The following is a 16,227-nucleotide window of genomic DNA, read 5'->3' on the forward strand; positions in this document are numbered from 1 at the left end:
AGATAAAAATATTCCTGACGCCCATTGCGACACCAGGAATATTTTCTTAATTATTCAATTTCTTTCTTACCCGTATACAACTCATAGTAGTAGCCCTTCTTCTTCAGAAGCTGGTCATGGTTGCCGGCCTCAATGATATGACCGTGGTCAAGGACCAGGATCAAGTCCGAGTTGACAATGGTGGACAGGCGGTGAGCAATAACAAAACTTGTTCGCCCGGCAAGGAGGTTGTCCATGCCCGCCTGGACCAATTTTTCCGTCTGCGTGTCGATGCTGGACGTAGCCTCATCCAAAATCATGACGGGTTCGTCGGCAATCATTGCCCGCGCGATGCTGAGCAGCTGCATCTGGCCCTGCGACAAGTCGCCGCCGTTGCCGTCAATAACGGTCTTATAGCCCTCATCCAAGTGGTGAATAAACTCATCAGCGTGGGAGAGGTGGGCGGCCTGGTAGACGTCGTCATCGCTGGCTTCCATGTTGCCAAAGCGAATGTTGTCCATAACCGTCCCCGTGAACATGTGCGTATCCTGTAACACAATTGACAGCGACCGCCGCAGGTCGTCTTTTTTAATCCGCTTGATGGGAATGCCATCGTAGGTGATCGTCCCGGAATTGATCTCATAGAACCGGTTGATCATGTTAGAAATAGTCGTCTTGCCGGCACCCGTTTCTCCGACCAGTGCCACCTTCATGCCCGGTTTAGCATCAATCGAAATGTCATACAGAATCTGCTTGTCCTCGGAATAGCCAAAGTTCACGTGGTCGAAGACAATGTGGCCCTTGACCGTGATTTTCTTCACGGTGCCATCCGCTTGGGGCACGTTCCAGTGCCACGTGCCCTTAACGTTTTCATCCTTGGAAATTGTCACATCGCCATCATCAACCTCGACCTTTTGGTCCTGCAGGTCAAAAATTCGCTGCGCACCGGCCAATGCCATCACGATTGAATTTAGCTGCTGAGAAATCTGGGCGATGGGCATCGTGAATTGCTTCGACAATTGCAAGAATGCGCCGATTACCCCCAGCGATAACGGAGCCAAGTGATTGATGGCCACGGCCCCACCCAAAACAGCAATTATAACGTAGAGCAAGTTGCCGATGTTGCCCATGATGGGAAACAAGATAGTGGCGTAAGTGTTGGCCTTGCCCGCTGCATCTTCGAGGGCCTTGTTGTAAACCTCAAAGTCCTTTTCGACTTCCGGTTCATGGCTAAACACCTTAATGACCTTCAGGCCACTAAGCATTTCCTCATTATAGCCGTTAACCTGCCCCAGTTCCTTTTGCTGCAGCTGGAAGTAATGCGATGACCGCGTCGTTAGGAAACGGACAACGCCAATCGACAGTGCAAAGATGATCAACGTAATAATCGTTAGCTGCCAGCTGAGACTGAACATTGCGGCTAATGCAAAAATCACGTTCAGCATCGAGTTCAAGAACTGCGGAATGGACTGCGAGATCATCTGCATTAACGTATCGATATCGTTGGTGTAGCGGCTCATGATGTCGCCGTAGTCATTTTCATCGAAGTAGCCAATCGGCAATCTTTCCATGTGCTCGAACATTTCGTTGCGCACCCGGTATTGAACCTTTTGGGCTAAGACCGCCATCAGCATTGAGAACAGGTAGTTCGAAATGAACCCAATAGCATAAAGCCCAAACATGACGACAATTGCATGCCACAGGGGGCCAAAGTCAGGCCGGGCCTGCTTGGTCAACGGGATAATGTAATCGTTAATCAACCGCTCGATAAATAGCGAGCCTGCAACGGTCGCAGCCGCCGTCAGCACAATTGCGACCATAGAAGTAAGTAGCATCCACGGGCTCGTAGTCGCAATCAGCTTAAGCAGCCGGGACAGGATAGTAGCGCGGTGGCCCTTCACTTGTGCATTTTTATTTTCTACTGCTTTATCCAAATCTTTCACCTACTTCTTCTGCTCTTCTTGGAACTTGGCAATCGAACTATACAAGTCATTGCGCTTCATCAACTCGTCATGGGTACCAATATCCTGAATCTTGCCCTCGTCCATTACGAGAATGCGGTCGGCATCCTTAATGGAAACGATACGCTGCGAAATAATGATCTTAGTCGTATCAGGCATGTTCTTGGCAAGCGCCTCACGAATCTGACGTTCGGTCTGGGTGTCAACCGCGGAGGTGGAATCATCCAAAATCAAAATCTTCGGGTTCTTCAGCAGGGCCCGGGCAATCGTAATTCGCTGCTTCTGGCCGCCGGATACGTTGGTTCCGCCCTGCTCAACCATGGTGTTATACTGGTCGGGCATCTCCCTGATAAAGTCGTCGGCATGGGCAACCTTGGCCGCTGCAATCACTTGTTCATCGCTTGCATTTTCATTACCCCACTTGAGGTTTTCCTTAATGGTCCCAGAAAACAGCACGTTGTTTTGGAGCACTACCGCCACGTTGTCGCGCAGTACCTTTAGGTCATACGATTTAACGTTATGTCCAGAAACGCGGACGGCACCAGATTCCGTGTCATACAGCCGCGGGATCATCGCAACCAGGGTGGACTTGGACGAGCCCGTGCGTCCGATGACACCAACCGTTTCACCGGGCTTAATGGTCAAATTAATATTGTCCAGTGCCAAGTTTTTATCGGCCGGATCGTACTTGAAGTTAACGTGGTCAAAAATCACCTCGCCGTTGGTCACGTGCGTCAGCGGCTTGCGGGGATTCACAATTGACGGCTTTTCATTGATCACGTCAGCAATCCGACGACCACTGGCAGTCGAAATAACCAGTTGAGTGAAAATCATTGCCAGAATGTTCAAGCTGTTTAAGACTGAGTTCGAGTACGAAAACATGGAAATCAGCTGACCGGTCTGCAGGCTGCCGCCGACAATTTCCTTCGCACCGAACCAGCAAATGGCCAGGTTGGAAATATTGAGGACCGCCATCACGACCATCGCATTGAGCGACATGATCTTTTGTGCGGTGGAAAACAGCTTGTAAATAAAGCTGGAAGACTTTTTAAACTTGTTAGTCTGCGGATCCTCTTGGACGTAGGTCTTAACCTCGCGGATGCCCCGGATGTTTTCACGAACCACTTGGTTCATGCGGTCATAGCCCTTAAAGATTTTGGGGAAATAAGGGCTGGCACTCTTGAGGATTACCGCCATGAGCAAAACAAAAATTGGTGCGATGACGACAAAAATCAAGGACAGGCGCGGGCTAATGATAATTGACATAATCACTGAGACCACTAACATCATCGGTGCCCTAACCGCAATTCGAATCAAAATTTGGTAGGCCAGCTGCACGTTAGAAACGTCAGTAGTCATCCGCGTGACCAGGCTGGCACTGGAAAACTTGTCAATGTTTTCAAACGAATAGTCCTGCACGCGGTAGAACATGTCCTTACGCAGATTAGCCGCAAAACCGGCCGCAGCATGGGCGGATACGTAGCTGGCAGCTGCACCCAAAACCAGGGAAACGATTGTTATTACCAGCAGGATTAGCCCCCACTTTAAAATGTAGGGCATGCTCCCTTTCATAATGCCGTTGTCAATTAAAATACCGACCAAATAAGGGATCAGCATTTCAATGATAACTTCGCCAGTAACTAACAAGGGAGATAGCAGGGACAAATTCTTGTATTGCCTGATGGATTTGCGCAGCGTGTTAACCATTAAGTACCTCTTTCTAATTAATAAAATGTTGTTCATTTTACTACGTGCAACGAATTAAAAAGGATAAATAAATTTTGATAAATCTATTTATCCTTTATAATATATAGTCATTTTAGTATAACGCTTTTCTTGACAAAAAGCACATCATTTGTTTCTGGGCACGGGCGTGAAAACCGACCCAATAATTTGGTAGTGCCGGCGAAAAACCCAGCGTGCGCCATACGCAATTGCGGCGATAATAATATTATACAGGCCGGGCAATACGGGGTTGACGACCCGCAGGGCGGGAATCGACACGATCCAAAAGCAGGCAAGCAAGATCACCATCATTGCGGCCATGCCGAGAATCAGTTTAGACCACGGAATCTTCTTATTCTTGCCCGCGGCCGGCAAGACCCACTCGTTGTACTTGGTCATGAAAACGCCCATGACCACGCCCACGATAATCAAGGTCGTAATCCCCATCTGCGGGTTGTCCTTGGAGCTCGGCGAGAACATCCCGACGATGCCAAAAATACCGACAAAAATCGCAATATACAACAACACGCTATCAACCACGTACTGCCAAAACGGAATGTCCGCGGCCGTCCTTTTCTTCGGCTTCAGCATGTCGGCGGCTTTTAGTTTCGGTGACATGTTGTAGAGAGTGCTGGCCGGTTGACCGCGGCGCTGTGCCACTACCAAGTCGGGCAAAAGCGCATCGATGCGACTATCCGCTTCTTCTGCGCTCATCTTGCCCTGGAATTCCAATTCTTTTTGCAAGCGAAAAACATAATCCGAATTCTTATTGGTCAACTGCTCGCGGAGTTGACGTGGCGCTGTCTGCCTGATCTCATCCTCCTGGTTCTGGTTTTCAACCTTTTCTTTCAGCTTTTCCTGCTTGCTGGTATCAATTTTTGCTTCTTGTTCGTTTTTCTTTTCAGTCATCATCTTGTCCTAAACGTTAAATCTAAATTCAATAACGTCGCCGTCTTGAACTTCGTAGTCCTTGCCCTCAAGGCGCAGTCTGCCGGCTTCCTTGACCTTCTGCATGGTTTCATACTTATCAAGATCGGCAAACGAAACAACTTCCGCCCGGATAAAGCCCCGTTCAAAGTCGGAGTGAATGACGCCCGCGACTTGGGGCGCCTTCATTCCCTCATGAAAGGTCCACGCACGCGTCTCCGGACCGCCTGCAGTAAAGAAGGTCCGCAGCCCCAGGATATGGTAGGCCGCCCTAATCAACCGGTCAAGGCCAGATTCTGTTACCCCTTCGGCCTCTAAAAACTCTGCTTTTTCATCGTCATCGAGGCCGGCAATTTCCTCTTCCGTAGCGGCCGAAATGCCCAGGCAGCCCGCATTTTCACCGTCAGCATGCTTTTTGACAATCTGGTAATAGTGGTCTTTTTCCGGGTCAGCCATCGTCGCTTCGGCAATATTGGCCACGTAAATAACCGGCTTCGCCGTCAGCAGAAAGAGTCCCTTGACGATCTTTAGCTCGTCCTCGTTAAAGCCGATGGTACGCACAGCCTGCCCTTCTTCCAGGACCGGCTTGATCTTCTGCAGAACGTTGAACTCGGCCTTGGCTTCCTTGTCGTTTTGCTGGGCAATCTTCTTCACCTTGCTAATGCGGCGGTTTACGGCGTCAAGGTCGGCGATGGTCAGTTCCAGATTGATGGTATTAATATCCTCTTCGGGATCGACCTTGCCGGTTACAGAAGTGATGTTGTCGTCATCAAAGGCGCGGACCACGTGGATGATTGCGTCGGTCTGGCGGATGTTCTCCAGGAACTTGTTGCCCAGGCCCTCGCCCTTGGAAGCGCCCTTGACCAACCCAGCAATATCGGTGAACTCAAACGTCGTGTGCACAATCTTCTTGGCAGGAATAAGTTCCTGTATCCGGCTCAGCCGCTTGTCTGGAACCTCGACCATGCCGACGTTGGGCTCAATCGTTGCGAACGGGTAGTTGGCCATTTCGGCGCCCGCTTTGGTAATTGCATTAAATAAAGTTGACTTACCGACGTTAGGCAAGCCGACAATCCCGGCAGTTAGTGACATCTTTATCCTCTTCTTTTCATTAAAAATTACTTGTTACTCTCAGTTAAGGCCCGGCCGTGCAATGTCGTCTTGCGAAACGTACAGTTCATTCTTGCCGTTGACCGGATCATTGGCCTTGGTCAAAATTTTCTTCAAATTATGCGTAAACTTGGCCCGCGGCATCATCACGATGCGGCCGCAGCCCATGCACTTGAGCCGAATATCGGCGCCCAGCCGCAAAACTTCCCAGTCATTGACCTTGCACGCATGCGGCTTTTTCATCAGGACGGTGTCGGCCAGATTGTAAGAAATGTCCTTATTCATCGAGATCAACACCCAGTATTTCAAGTATCCGGTTCAGTTCAGCGACGGACGAAAAACCAATCGACAGGCGGCCGTTGCCCTTTTTGCTTTCGGAAATATTAACGCTGGAGCCCAATTTGTTAGCCAGCTGGTGTTCGCTTGCACGAATAAACGGCGACTTGGCAACGGTCTTCTTGCGCGGCTTCTTGGAATTGAGGCTGGCCACCAGGGCCTCGACCTTGCGCACGGGCATCCCTTCCTTGACCACCTGCTTGGCCACCTCGTCGATCTTTTCCTTGTTCTTCAGACCCAGAAGCGTCCGCGCCTGCCCCATCGAAAGCTCGCCGTGCTGGAGCAAGTGCTTGGTCCTCGTCGGCAATGTAAGCAGACGCAGGTAGTTGGCAATGTACGGGCGCGACTTGCCCATCCGCTTGGAAACCTCCTCCTGCGTCAGCCCCAGATTTTTCTGGAGCATTTCATAGGCCTGTGCTTCTTCTAAGGGCGTCAGGTCCTCTCTTTGCAGGTTTTCCAGGACGGCCACTTCCATCATTTCGCTTTCACTAAAATCACGGACAATTGCCGGAATGGTCGTTTTTTTGGCCATCTTCGATGCCCGGTAGCGCCGCTCGCCCGCGATGATCTCATAGCCGTTAACCGACTTGCGGACAATAATAGGTTGAAAGACGCCGTTTTCCTTGATTGAAGCGGATAGTTCCCTAAGCGCCTTGTCGTCAAAGTTCTTCCGTGGCTGGTAGGGGTTCGGTCTGATGTCGTCCAGGTCCAGGTCGAGAATCTCTTCTTCGGCTTCTTCTACCTGGGGCTCATCCTCAAACAAGGCCTCGATGCCCCGACCCAGACCGCCTCTTTTTTTGGTCTCTTTACTTTTTGAGTCTCTTGCCATGATTCTTCAGTACCTCCTTGGCCAAATCATCATAAACGTCCGCACCGCGTGAGTTGGGCGCGTATTCGATAATCGTCTCACCGTAGCTCGGTGCCTCGGCGAGCTTGGTGATGCGCGGGATAACCGTCTTATAGACCTTACCCGCGAAATAGGAGCGCACCTCCTTGACTACTTCTGCACCCAGATTCGTCCGTGCGTCCAGCATCGTCATCAGGACCCCCTCAACGCCCAGGTCCTTGTTAAAGTGCTTTTGAACCAAGCGGATGGTGTTGAGCAGCTGACTCAGACCCTCCATGGCGTAGTACTCGCTCTGTACCGGAATCAGGATCGAATCGGAGGCCGTGAAGGCGTTGATTGACAATTGCCCTAGCGACGGCGGACAGTCGATAAAGATAAAGTCGTAATCGCCACTAACCGTATCGATTGCCGACTTCAGGCGGGTTTCACGCGCCATCATGCTGATCAATTCGGTTTCGGCACCGGACAAATTAATTGTTGCTGGTACTAGGTCCAACCTATTGGTCGAAGTATGGAAGATGGTGTCTTTAAGTGGGACATCATTAATCAAAACACTGTAGATGTCCTGATTTATTTCCGCCTTTTCAATGCCTAACCCTGAGGTCGCGTTCCCCTGGGGGTCAATATCGACGATTAAAACGCGGTAGCCGCGTTCAGCGATTGAAGCAGCCAAATTGATGGTCGTCGTTGTTTTGCCGACGCCGCCCTTTTGGTTAGCAACCGAAATTACACTCACCATATTTTCCATGCCTGCCTACTTTCTCTTTAGTTCAATTGTAATCATGTAGTCATCGGAACTGTTGTTTTCCTTGACCTTGACCTTGATGCCCGATTCCTCGGCCAGCTTAACGGCGTGCTTGATCGTATTGATCTGCACCTTAAGGTCCTTGGGGATGCGGTTGACAACACGTTTAGTGCTTTCCGCCTTTTCCTTTTGCGCCGCCTTTTCCTTCTTGCGGGTAAAATAGCCCTCGACGTCCTTAACGATTTTTTCGGTGTCATTAACGTTTAAATTTTGGGCCAGGATTTCATCTAAAACGCGCCCCTGGTCCTTTTCACTCAAGCCAACAAGACAACGCCCGTGGCGCGGTGAAATCTCGCCGCTTGCCAGGTAATTCTGCACCTTCGGCGTCAATTTCAAAAGGCGCAATTTGTTTGCCACGTATGACTGGGACTTGCCGATATCTTTGGCCAGTGCAGTTTGAGTCAGGTTGTTTAGCTTCATTAAGTTGCTGTAGGCCTGGGCCTCATCAATCGGATTGAGGTTTTCGCGCTGCAGGTTCTCAATCAGGGCCAAAGAAGCGGCCTGCTGGTCATCCATATTGTTGACAATTGCGGGAATCTTGTCCCAGGCCAAAAGCTGGGCGGCCCGGAGGCGGCGTTCGCCAGCAATGATTTCATAGTTTGGGCCCTGCTCGCGCACAACAATCGGCTGCAGGAGCCCGTCCTTATCAAGCGTTGAGGCTAATTCACGAATCGATTCATCGGAAAATGCACGCCGCGGCTGGTAGGAATTGGGTTTGATTTTGGTCAGTTCAATATCCTGAATTTGCTTATCCTTAGGAATTTCATCATGATGCCGTAAAGAAGAAAATAATGACATATCGCGTCCCCCTGTTTACTGAATTGGTTTACGGTGCGGCGTTCCCGCCTGCCGCGGATATTTCTTGGGTGTTGCCTGTGTCTTCTGCACAAGAATCAGCGTCCGCTCTTCATCACTATGTGGCAATTGCAGCTCTTCCAGCTGAAGAACCTTGCCGCCCAAAATTTTAACCGCCTTTTGGCCAGCCGCTAACTCGCTTTCGGCCTTCGGCCCCTTGAGCGCCACGAAGTAGCCGCCCGGCGTGACCAGCGGCAGGCAATATTCGCTCAGAACCGCCATGTTGGCCACTGCCCGCGCCGTCACAAGGTCAAAGTGCTCACGGTAGGTCTGGTTCTGGCCCACGTCTTCGGCCCGACCGTGAACGAGTTCAATGCCGTCTAACCCTAATTCATCAACCAATTCCTGCAAAAAATGCAGACGCTTGCCCAGCGAATCGACGATTGTCACCTCAAGGTCGGGACGCAGAATCTTGAGCGGGATTGAAGGAAAGCCGGCACCGGCACCCACATCACAGAGGCTGCTACCCTGCATAAAGACCGTCCCGAAAACAAACAGGGGCGTGATGCTGTCGAAGAAGTGCTTGAGGTAAACATCGTCCCTTGCGGTTATCCGCGTGAGGTTGACGTGCTTATTGGCCGCAAGCAGACTGGTAAAGTATTGGTTAAACTGGTTGACTTGCTGGTCAGTTAATTTAAAATTACGCTTTGATAATTCTTGGACAAATTGTTCAGGATTCATTTTTCACCCGTGAAACCTTGTTTCACACCCTTTAATTTAACGCTAAAAAGGGCTTATTGTAAAGCCACTACATCTTCTTAATTATGAAATATTTTTCGACGGTCGTCAAAGTCTAATTACCAAAAATAGACTATAATACCGTCAAAGGAGAAAAACATGCTTGTTACCCTTATTGTTCTAATCTATCTTGGCCTTAAAACGTACCGCGGCTACCAGACCGGTTTTACCCGGCTGGTCGTTAACCTGGTCTTCGCTGCCATCGTTTTCATCGCCGCTATCCTCTTCCAGAATCCGCTTGGCAACTTCATTTACGGCCAGGTCACCGGGCAGGATATTCAAACCACCCTGGCGCCGGGGACAAATCTGATGCTCTTTCGGTTTCTTGCCTTCTTCATTATTCTGTTTGTAGGCAAGACGGTCATGAAGGTATTCAAGGGCTGGCTGCCGACCAAGAATCCGCACACGACGAGCTTCGGTACCATCCTTGACGGTACTCTGGGCGCCATTGTGTCCTTCTTCGCCAGCTACTTCTTCGTTTACATTATCCTGTCGATGCTCAACGCGCTGCAGAACCCCTGGTTCATCCAGCAGACGCTGGATTCCTCGCTTCTGCGCTTCATCATCTACAGTACGCCCGGCTTATCCAACGGACTATTCAACAGCATCTTCAGCATCAGCCGGACCACGGCCTAACGAGCAATTTTTCTCGCCTATGCATGACTGCGGTTACTAGTTTTTCTTATTTTTTTGTAGTAAACTATTTTTGTAAACGAATCCATTCATCAAGTCAGGGAGGAACACAGTGAAAAAAACATTTGTCTTAAAGAAATTTGCAACTGTTGCGGCGGCAGTTTTGATGGCGGCACCAGTCTGCACCAGCGCCCTTAGCGCGGTTGTCAGTGCTGACACGACGGGCGCGCCGGCCCAAGCTCAGCAGACTAACACCACGGCCGCAAAGATTGCCCAGGCCCCAAGCTCAGCCAAGAAAGTTAAGACCTTCAAGGTGGCCGTGGTCAAGAAGAACTACGGCATTTACCAGGGTGCGTTTGAAAACAAACAGCCTGGCAAGAAATATTTCCACCAGGCCTTTAACGTCAACCACACCTTCACCCACAACGGCAAGACCTACTACTGGATCAACAAGAAGGGCAAGAAAGCCATTGGCTACATCAACAAGAAGGCCGTGGCTAGACCCAACCAGTCCAAGCTGGTTGATGCGCCTTACGTGAGCCAATACGTGCCCGTCAAAACTCCGTGGGGCTGTGCCGGCGCTTCGATGGCCATGCTGCTGGGCGCGCAGGGTCAAAAGATTACCACGGGCCTGCTCAAGAAGATTCAAGACAACCTACCAATGCAGCCGACTAAGGGCGGCCAAAAGGGCAATGTTTACACCGGCGTGGGCTTCGGCTACGTCATCAGCCCGGGTGCGCTAGCCAAGTATGCCCGTACCTTCAAGAAGGGCAAGAAGGTCATTAACGTTTCCGGCAAAAAATTAACCGTTAACGACATGAAGATGTACGTTCAGGCCGGCAAGCCGGTTCTTTACTACGGCTTTTCGTCCTACCAGAAGCCGGGCGATTATGTCCGCAACCACTGCAAGGTAATCACCGGCTACAAGAAGGGCAAATTCCTAGTTTACGACCCGCTCTACTATTCCAAGTTCGACAAGGCCGGCACGGGCGGCAAGAACATGGCGTACGACCACGGCGCCATCGCCTGGGTACCCAAGTCCGCCATCCAGAACGAATTCTGCCACAAGGCGCTGACCATTAAATAAGGATGTAAAGTAAAATGACCCCCAAGCTTGAAGCTCGGGGGTCATTTTTTATAGCCAATAGTTTTAGAGCAATCACCAGCTACCACGGTCATAATCCTGAGCTGACGATAACCATCACAGCCTGGGTGGATTAACGCTAAAAGTTGTCGTACTCCACGTGGTCGTCGTTATACACGAAGACGGCACCCAACCGGTCTGGGTCATCGTGCCAGCCTTCAAGCGGATGGCCAGCAAAGAAGAGGCGCTTGCACTCAATCTCGGCTTCCACCGAATCCTTGGTGAACGTGGTGACCCCGGCCAGGTCCGTCTCCACTGGGTGGCCGGTCCGCGGGTCAATCAGGTGGTGGTACTTGTGCCCGTCAACCACCAGGTAGCGCTCGTACGTCCCGCTGGTAACGGCCGAACACTGCGGCACCATCACGGATGCGATGTTCTTGCCGCGCGGCTCCTTAGGATCCTGCACGCCAATCGACCACTGGCCGCTGGTCCGCTTGGGCGAATCGCCCACGAGCAGGACGTTGCCGCCCAGGTTGATGATGCCCGCTTGTACGCCGTAGGCACGCCAAAAATCGCGGATGCGGTCCGCAATCCAGCCCTTGGCAATCCCGCCCAGGTCAAGCTCCATTCCCGCTTGCCGCAAGAAGACCGTCTGGTTCTGATCGTCTAGCTCCACCTTAAAGGGATCAATCAGCTTCATTTTTTCCGCGATCTGCTCTTCGGTCGGCACGTGCGCGTCCTTGAAGCCAATCGACCACAATTTGACGAGCGGACCAATGAGGGCGTTGAAGCCAAAGTTGGCCTGGCTCTCCTTGACGGCCAGCTTGATCAGGCTGTACGTGCCGCTGGAGACCTGGACCGCATTTTTGCCGGCCGCGTGGTTCACGTCCATCACTTCAGACTGGTCGCGGTTGACTGTCAAGAGGTCCTCGTAGTGGTCGATCAGGTCAAACGAGTCATTAATTATGTTCTTGTTCTGGGCCCCAAAGACCTGCAGGGTAATCGTCGTGCCCAGCGCGTGGTGCTGGTCCACTTCTTGCTCTAAAGCTAAATTTTCAATCATTTCATTATTCCTATTTTTCCAAATATTTTTCTCTCAATACATCCTGCATCTGCTGGTCGATGTCTAACACATCACTAATATATGCGTCCAGCCCGCCAAAGTTCTCGTTAATGGTGATGAGGCTGGTATCCAGGAAGGCGTCCGAAACGGAGCCCAGGACACGCATGTTGGCCCGGAAGCAATCGTTTTCGCCGTCTCTCTTAAACCGCAGATCGCGCTGGGCCCGGTAGTCATTGAGCATCCAGTTTGAATACAGGTAATCCCGTCTGATTGTTTCCATGTCAACGCCCAAAATGCGTAAAAGAATCAGCGTGACCAATCCGGTCCGGTCCTTGCCCTCGGAGCAGTGGTACAAAATGGCGCCGCCGGTTGACCCGGCCATCAACGCAATGATCCGGTGAAAGCTCTGCTGGGCGGGCTTAGCCAGTATATGCCGCTTATAGCGCTTGCACATCATGCGCAGGCCGGCATACTGGTCGCGGCGGTACTGCGCAAATTCAGCCTCCATGTCCAGGCCGTTGCCGCCCGTATTGTCTTCAACCGATAGCGGACACGCATAGTGTGCCACGCCCGGCATAACCTTATCGGGACTGTTCTTGCATTCAGCCGGCGAACGCAGGTCGATTATTTTGCTGACGCCGTAATCAAGCAGAAACTTTTCATCCTGAGCCGTTATTTCACTAATATTGCCGGTTCGCAGGAGGCGGTGGGATTTGATCAAGCGTCCGTCAAGACCGCTGTAGCCGCCGAGGTCACGGGGGTTACGAACAGATTTTACTGGTAAAACAACTGGTTCAGACATGCAAAAATCCTCTCTAAAAAAATAGCCGGATAGATACTCCTATCCGGTTATTTTACTCTCTGCCAGTCAAACTAGCAAAAAATTACTTATTTGCTTGTTCAACAAACTTGATAAAGTTGTCCATCATGCCATCCAATTGCTTGATGGTTGCTTCATCGGTCAACTCGCCAGTCTCTTTGTTAAACTTGGCTGGAGCTTGACCAATCAAGACTTCGTTGCCTGGTAAAACGTTAGCGCTCATATCAGGTGAAAGCAGGATTTCACGAATGTCTTCCTGTGCACGGCCGGAACCCTGACCGCCAAAAGAGGCACCAGCAACGGCTACCGGCTTCATCTTCATCACGTTTGGACCAGCGTGTGAACCAAGCCACTCCAGACTGCTCTTTAAGGCAGCTGGAATCACGTGGTCGTATTCAGGCGTGGTAATAATAACGCCATCGGCGCTCTTAATATCTTCAATCCAAGCCTTGATTGAATCATCGGCCATTTCTGTTCTGCAGAAAGGTGTAAGCTTGTCAATTTCCTTTACTTCAATGTCAGCCTTATCACTATAATGCTTAGCAATAAATTGCGCTAATAAACGATTATATGAAAAAGATGCATTTGTACCAACAATTGCTAATAATTTCATTCTTGGTCCTCCTTACTTAGTAACTTGTGTGTACCATTCATCAACTTCATCGAAGAAGTGACCTAAGAATTCAACGGTTGACTTGTCTGTCAGGTCACCATTGTCATCAAATTGTGTTGGCGCGGTACCCATCATAAACTCATCGCCGTTAAAGACGATTGAACCAAAACCAGGTGCGGTCAACAAACTCTTTAACCGGGTTTGTGAACGAGATGCGCCTTGAGGCATTGGTGAAGTTGAAACAATAGCTACCGGCTTGCCCTTAAACGGGTGAATATCGCATGACAGCCACTCAAGCGTACTGCTCAGAGCACTGGTTACCGAGTGCTGCTGTTCTGGTGAACCGATCAGTACCAAGTCCGCAGCCTCGACGTCTTTTTGCAAAGACTTAACGGATTCTGGGAGCTCTTCACCCTCTTTAAACATTGGCACCCCTTTAACGGTTGCTAGTTTAAAATCATACCTGTCAGCGAAGTGCTTAGTAATAAACTTAAGCAACGCTTCATTAAAAGAATTATTGGCATTTGAGCCAGATAATGCAAGGATTTTCATAAAAACCACCTTTCAGAAAACTAATTTCTAACGTCATTATAGCATTATCCAAATTTATTTGATACAAACTTGCGCTTTGCCCCAAGCATAAATTTTGTAAAAAAAACGGCGCCCCTTGCGGACCCGCTCCTTCCTCAAGCAACTATTTACCTTATTCTGGACCATCTACAGAACCGAATAGCGTGACTTCGCTGGTCTTGCTCAGCCAGTCATTCAGGATCGCGTCGTTAAGCTGCGCTTTTAGCACGTTCACAATCTGTACCTGTGAAAACTTGGCAATCTCATTAACAATTAGCGATGCAATTCCAATCGTGGTAATCCAATTGGCAATGACAATATTTTTAATCCTCTCTTTATTATAGTTCTTGTCCACGTATTGTTCCTTGAACTTGGCAACGCCCAGGTCAATTAGCGTATTTGCAATAATCTCGCTGCCAAACTTGCCATCAACAAACATCGCCCGGAAAAGGTTCTCGTGTTCCTGGGCAAAGTCAATGTAGGACAAGTCAATGTCGATTAACGGCTTGCCCGTATACTCTTTTTGCAGGATATGGTTTCTCAGGTTATCCGCAATCTTGCGCAAAACTTCCTTGCGCAATTCATCCATACTGCTGAATTCAAGGTACAAGGGCTGTGTTGAGAAGTGCCCCGCCTTGGCAATACCGCGCGCAGTCAGGCTCTCAATGCCATCCTTGACAACCATCTTATAGGCAATATTTAAAATCTTATTTCGTCCTATTTCTTTTTTTCTCGCCATCTCGGTCTTCCCCAGATCAACTAAAAAGCGTTCCTTGCTTCTTTAAACGGGCGGTGCCGCCTATTAGCTGCAAAAAACGCTTTGCCTACGTTACAAAATATTCACGCCAACAGCGTCAAGCGTTGCTATCCAAAAACTCGTCGTAATAGGAAGACACCATGTCGCTCACCTCGGCCTTGCTCAGCCCCTGTGACGCACAAAAAGAGAAGAAGGCGGCAGACAGGATATAGCCCCGCTCGCGGTCATCCGTCAGATCCTCAGAAAAATTCATGTTAATGCTATTATTTTGATAGTCCGTTGACAATTCAATCGACTTATCCTTTGGAACCTCATTCATTTTTTTACCCCATTTATAACAATTTTAACTTTTGATCAGGTCATTTTGCCCCGAACCAAGCGCTAAAAAAACGGATTGTATAACATTCATACACACGCACGATGCTCTTTTGAACAACTGACTAACTACCATAAAGCGGTCAGATCGGCTTATTCCAGTACAAATTGCCAATCAGATAGTTTTAAAAATAACAGCCAGTTATCTTATGTTAGAATAGTAAACTTAAAACTGTTTTGTCAAGGATAAAGCGCTTTTTACCTTTATTCGACCACTCATATTTTCATTGTACAGCAAGCAGCACTTATCATTTTAACAAGGCGCTTTTAAATTTACCTCTGTACCAAAAATGCCCAACTTTACACGCAAAAATTGGACATCCTGAATTTATTTTTTTGTTTGAATTCTCCGGCTACTTTTTCTTGGTCATTTCTCCGTCCATCATTTCATAAATGTGATCGGCGTATTTTTCTAGACGGGGGTCGTGCGTTACCAGGATGACGGCCTTCTTATACTCCTTAGCCAGGTCCTTGAACAACTGTCCCACCTCGTCAACGTTCTTGCTGTCGAGCGAAGCCGTGGGCTCATCGGCTAATAAAACCTCAGGGTTAGCATAGAGCGCACGTGCAATTGCGGCACGCTGCTGCTGACCGCCCGATAGTTCTCCCGGATACTTGTCAACCAGATTCATAATGCCCAGGCGGTCGAGCAAGTTGTGCAGGGCCTCCCGGTCAATGTTGCCGCCCTTTTTAACGCGATCAACGAGTTCGAACTGTTCCTTCACGGTCAAAAACGGCACCAGGTTATAGGACTGCAGGACAAAGCCCAGGTGATTCAGGCGCAAGTTGTTGCTGCCCTTAGCAGAGAGCTGTGCAATGTCCTCGTTACTAATCAAAACCCGGCCGGCGGTCGGCTTCTGCAGCGATCCGGCAATCGTTAAAAACGTGCTCTTGCCGGCACCGGATGGACCCATGATGAGGACCACTTCACCCTTGTTTGCCTTGAAGTCAATCTTTTTAAGCGCAACAACTTCGGCCGCACCCTTCCCGTATACCTTTTTAACGTTTTTTAATTCGATAATTGCCATC

General features: G+C 49.6%; 18 protein-coding genes. 2 read left to right on the top strand and 16 right to left on the bottom strand.

Annotated features, from left to right (window positions below; all coding sequences use genetic code 11):
• Positions 1-50 precede the first annotated feature (50 nt).
• From AC2JF8_RS05640 to rsmG, 9 genes are all read right to left on the bottom strand, one after another.
• The gene (locus AC2JF8_RS05640) at positions 51-1,922 is read right to left on the bottom strand and encodes an ABC transporter ATP-binding protein (RefSeq protein ID WP_500761886.1); all 1,872 of its coding nucleotides are present in this window, start codon (positions 1,920-1,922) and stop codon (positions 51-53) included.
• The gene (locus tag AC2JF8_RS05645) at positions 1,923-3,647 is read right to left on the bottom strand and encodes an ABC transporter ATP-binding protein (RefSeq protein WP_500762226.1); all 1,725 of its coding nucleotides are present in this window, start codon (positions 3,645-3,647) and stop codon (positions 1,923-1,925) included.
• A 144-nt stretch (positions 3,648-3,791) separates the two neighbouring features.
• Entirely contained in the window at positions 3,792-4,577 is a 786-nt protein-coding gene (locus AC2JF8_RS05650) for a DUF1129 family protein (protein WP_500761888.1), read from the bottom strand.
• Between the two features lie 6 nt (positions 4,578-4,583).
• Positions 4,584-5,684 carry a redox-regulated ATPase YchF gene (ychF, locus tag AC2JF8_RS05655; protein ID WP_500761890.1) on the bottom strand — a complete coding sequence of 367 codons (1,101 nt, stop codon included), beginning with the start codon at positions 5,682-5,684 and terminating at the stop codon, positions 4,584-4,586.
• A 39-nt stretch (positions 5,685-5,723) separates the two neighbouring features.
• Positions 5,724-5,987 carry a DUF951 domain-containing protein gene (locus AC2JF8_RS05660; protein ID WP_500761892.1) on the bottom strand — a complete coding sequence of 88 codons (264 nt, stop codon included), beginning with the start codon at positions 5,985-5,987 and terminating at the stop codon, positions 5,724-5,726.
• Entirely contained in the window at positions 5,980-6,867 is an 888-nt protein-coding gene (locus tag AC2JF8_RS05665; protein ID WP_500761894.1) for a ParB/RepB/Spo0J family partition protein, read from the bottom strand. The genes AC2JF8_RS05660 and AC2JF8_RS05665 overlap by 8 nt, the downstream gene beginning before the upstream one ends.
• The gene (locus AC2JF8_RS05670; protein ID WP_500762228.1) at positions 6,845-7,624 is read right to left on the bottom strand and encodes a ParA family protein; all 780 of its coding nucleotides are present in this window, start codon (positions 7,622-7,624) and stop codon (positions 6,845-6,847) included. Before AC2JF8_RS05670 ends, AC2JF8_RS05665 begins: the two co-directional genes overlap by 23 nt.
• Before the next feature lie 15 nt (positions 7,625-7,639).
• Positions 7,640-8,488, bottom strand: coding sequence for a nucleoid occlusion protein (gene noc, locus AC2JF8_RS05675; protein WP_500761897.1), 849 nt, complete (start codon positions 8,486-8,488; stop codon positions 7,640-7,642).
• A 15-nt stretch (positions 8,489-8,503) separates the two neighbouring features.
• A complete protein-coding gene (rsmG, locus tag AC2JF8_RS05680; protein ID WP_500761898.1) occupies positions 8,504-9,226 on the bottom strand; it encodes a 16S rRNA (guanine(527)-N(7))-methyltransferase RsmG in 723 nt (240 codons plus the stop codon).
• 156 nt (positions 9,227-9,382) lie between these two features.
• Between rsmG and AC2JF8_RS05685 the strand changes: the two genes are divergently transcribed.
• The gene (locus AC2JF8_RS05685) at positions 9,383-9,919 is read left to right on the top strand and encodes a CvpA family protein (protein ID WP_500761900.1); all 537 of its coding nucleotides are present in this window, start codon (positions 9,383-9,385) and stop codon (positions 9,917-9,919) included.
• 109 nt (positions 9,920-10,028) lie between these two features.
• Positions 10,029-11,003, top strand: coding sequence for a C39 family peptidase (locus AC2JF8_RS05690; RefSeq protein WP_500761902.1), 975 nt, complete (start codon positions 10,029-10,031; stop codon positions 11,001-11,003).
• Positions 11,004-11,139: 136 nt separating this feature from the next.
• On the opposite strand, the gene AC2JF8_RS05695 is transcribed toward AC2JF8_RS05690, so the two are convergent.
• From AC2JF8_RS05695 to AC2JF8_RS05725, 7 genes are all read right to left on the bottom strand, one after another.
• Positions 11,140-12,063 (bottom strand): FAD:protein FMN transferase, encoded by a 924-nt coding sequence (locus AC2JF8_RS05695; protein WP_500761904.1) that lies wholly within the window; start codon positions 12,061-12,063, stop codon positions 11,140-11,142.
• A gap of 10 nt (positions 12,064-12,073) precedes the next feature.
• Positions 12,074-12,865: a tyrosine-protein phosphatase gene (locus tag AC2JF8_RS05700; RefSeq protein WP_500761906.1), complete on the bottom strand. Its 792-nt coding sequence runs from the start codon at positions 12,863-12,865 to the stop codon at positions 12,074-12,076.
• A gap of 82 nt (positions 12,866-12,947) precedes the next feature.
• On the bottom strand, positions 12,948-13,496 hold the full coding sequence (locus AC2JF8_RS05705) for an NADPH-dependent FMN reductase (protein ID WP_500761908.1): 549 nt from the start codon (positions 13,494-13,496) through the stop codon (positions 12,948-12,950).
• Positions 13,497-13,508: 12 nt separating this feature from the next.
• The gene (locus tag AC2JF8_RS05710) at positions 13,509-14,048 is read right to left on the bottom strand and encodes an NADPH-dependent FMN reductase (RefSeq protein WP_500761910.1); all 540 of its coding nucleotides are present in this window, start codon (positions 14,046-14,048) and stop codon (positions 13,509-13,511) included.
• 151 nt (positions 14,049-14,199) lie between these two features.
• Complete coding sequence (locus AC2JF8_RS05715; RefSeq protein ID WP_500761912.1) at positions 14,200-14,805, bottom strand: TetR/AcrR family transcriptional regulator; 606 nt, start codon at positions 14,803-14,805, stop codon at positions 14,200-14,202.
• Between the two features lie 115 nt (positions 14,806-14,920).
• Positions 14,921-15,142, bottom strand: a complete 222-nt coding sequence (locus AC2JF8_RS05720) for a hypothetical protein (protein WP_500761914.1) — start codon at positions 15,140-15,142, stop codon at positions 14,921-14,923.
• Positions 15,143-15,551: 409 nt separating this feature from the next.
• A complete protein-coding gene (locus AC2JF8_RS05725) occupies positions 15,552-16,226 on the bottom strand; it encodes an ABC transporter ATP-binding protein (protein ID WP_500761916.1) in 675 nt (224 codons plus the stop codon).
• Position 16,227: the final 1 nt, after the last annotated feature.

It is taken from the genome of Lactobacillus sp. CA30L, assembly GCF_059900845.1.

Excerpts from the sequence above, each read along its gene's own strand:
- AC2JF8_RS05720 (WP_500761914.1), bottom strand. The coding sequence starts at position 15,142 with ATGAATGAGGTTCCAAAGGATAAGTCGATTGAATTGTCAACGGACTAT.
- ychF (WP_500761890.1), bottom strand. The coding sequence starts at position 5,684 with ATGTCACTAACTGCCGGGATTGTCGGCTTGCCTAACGTCGGTAAGTCA.
- AC2JF8_RS05710 (WP_500761910.1), bottom strand. The coding sequence starts at position 14,048 with ATGAAAATCCTTGCATTATCTGGCTCAAATGCCAATAATTCTTTTAAT.
- AC2JF8_RS05650 (WP_500761888.1), bottom strand. The coding sequence starts at position 4,577 with ATGATGACTGAAAAGAAAAACGAACAAGAAGCAAAAATTGATACCAGC.
- AC2JF8_RS05670 (WP_500762228.1), bottom strand. The coding sequence starts at position 7,624 with ATGGTGAGTGTAATTTCGGTTGCTAACCAAAAGGGCGGCGTCGGCAAA.
- AC2JF8_RS05660 (WP_500761892.1), bottom strand. The coding sequence starts at position 5,987 with ATGAATAAGGACATTTCTTACAATCTGGCCGACACCGTCCTGATGAAA.
- AC2JF8_RS05725 (WP_500761916.1), bottom strand. The coding sequence starts at position 16,226 with ATGGCAATTATCGAATTAAAAAACGTTAAAAAGGTATACGGGAAGGGT.
- AC2JF8_RS05685 (WP_500761900.1), top strand. The coding sequence starts at position 9,383 with ATGCTTGTTACCCTTATTGTTCTAATCTATCTTGGCCTTAAAACGTAC.
- AC2JF8_RS05705 (WP_500761908.1), bottom strand. The coding sequence starts at position 13,496 with ATGAAATTATTAGCAATTGTTGGTACAAATGCATCTTTTTCATATAAT.
- AC2JF8_RS05695 (WP_500761904.1), bottom strand. The coding sequence starts at position 12,063 with ATGATTGAAAATTTAGCTTTAGAGCAAGAAGTGGACCAGCACCACGCG.
- AC2JF8_RS05715 (WP_500761912.1), bottom strand. The coding sequence starts at position 14,805 with ATGGCGAGAAAAAAAGAAATAGGACGAAATAAGATTTTAAATATTGCC.
- rsmG (WP_500761898.1), bottom strand. The coding sequence starts at position 9,226 with ATGAATCCTGAACAATTTGTCCAAGAATTATCAAAGCGTAATTTTAAA.
- AC2JF8_RS05700 (WP_500761906.1), bottom strand. The coding sequence starts at position 12,865 with ATGTCTGAACCAGTTGTTTTACCAGTAAAATCTGTTCGTAACCCCCGT.
- AC2JF8_RS05665 (WP_500761894.1), bottom strand. The coding sequence starts at position 6,867 with ATGGCAAGAGACTCAAAAAGTAAAGAGACCAAAAAAAGAGGCGGTCTG.
- noc (WP_500761897.1), bottom strand. The coding sequence starts at position 8,488 with ATGTCATTATTTTCTTCTTTACGGCATCATGATGAAATTCCTAAGGAT.
- AC2JF8_RS05645 (WP_500762226.1), bottom strand. The coding sequence starts at position 3,647 with ATGGTTAACACGCTGCGCAAATCCATCAGGCAATACAAGAATTTGTCC.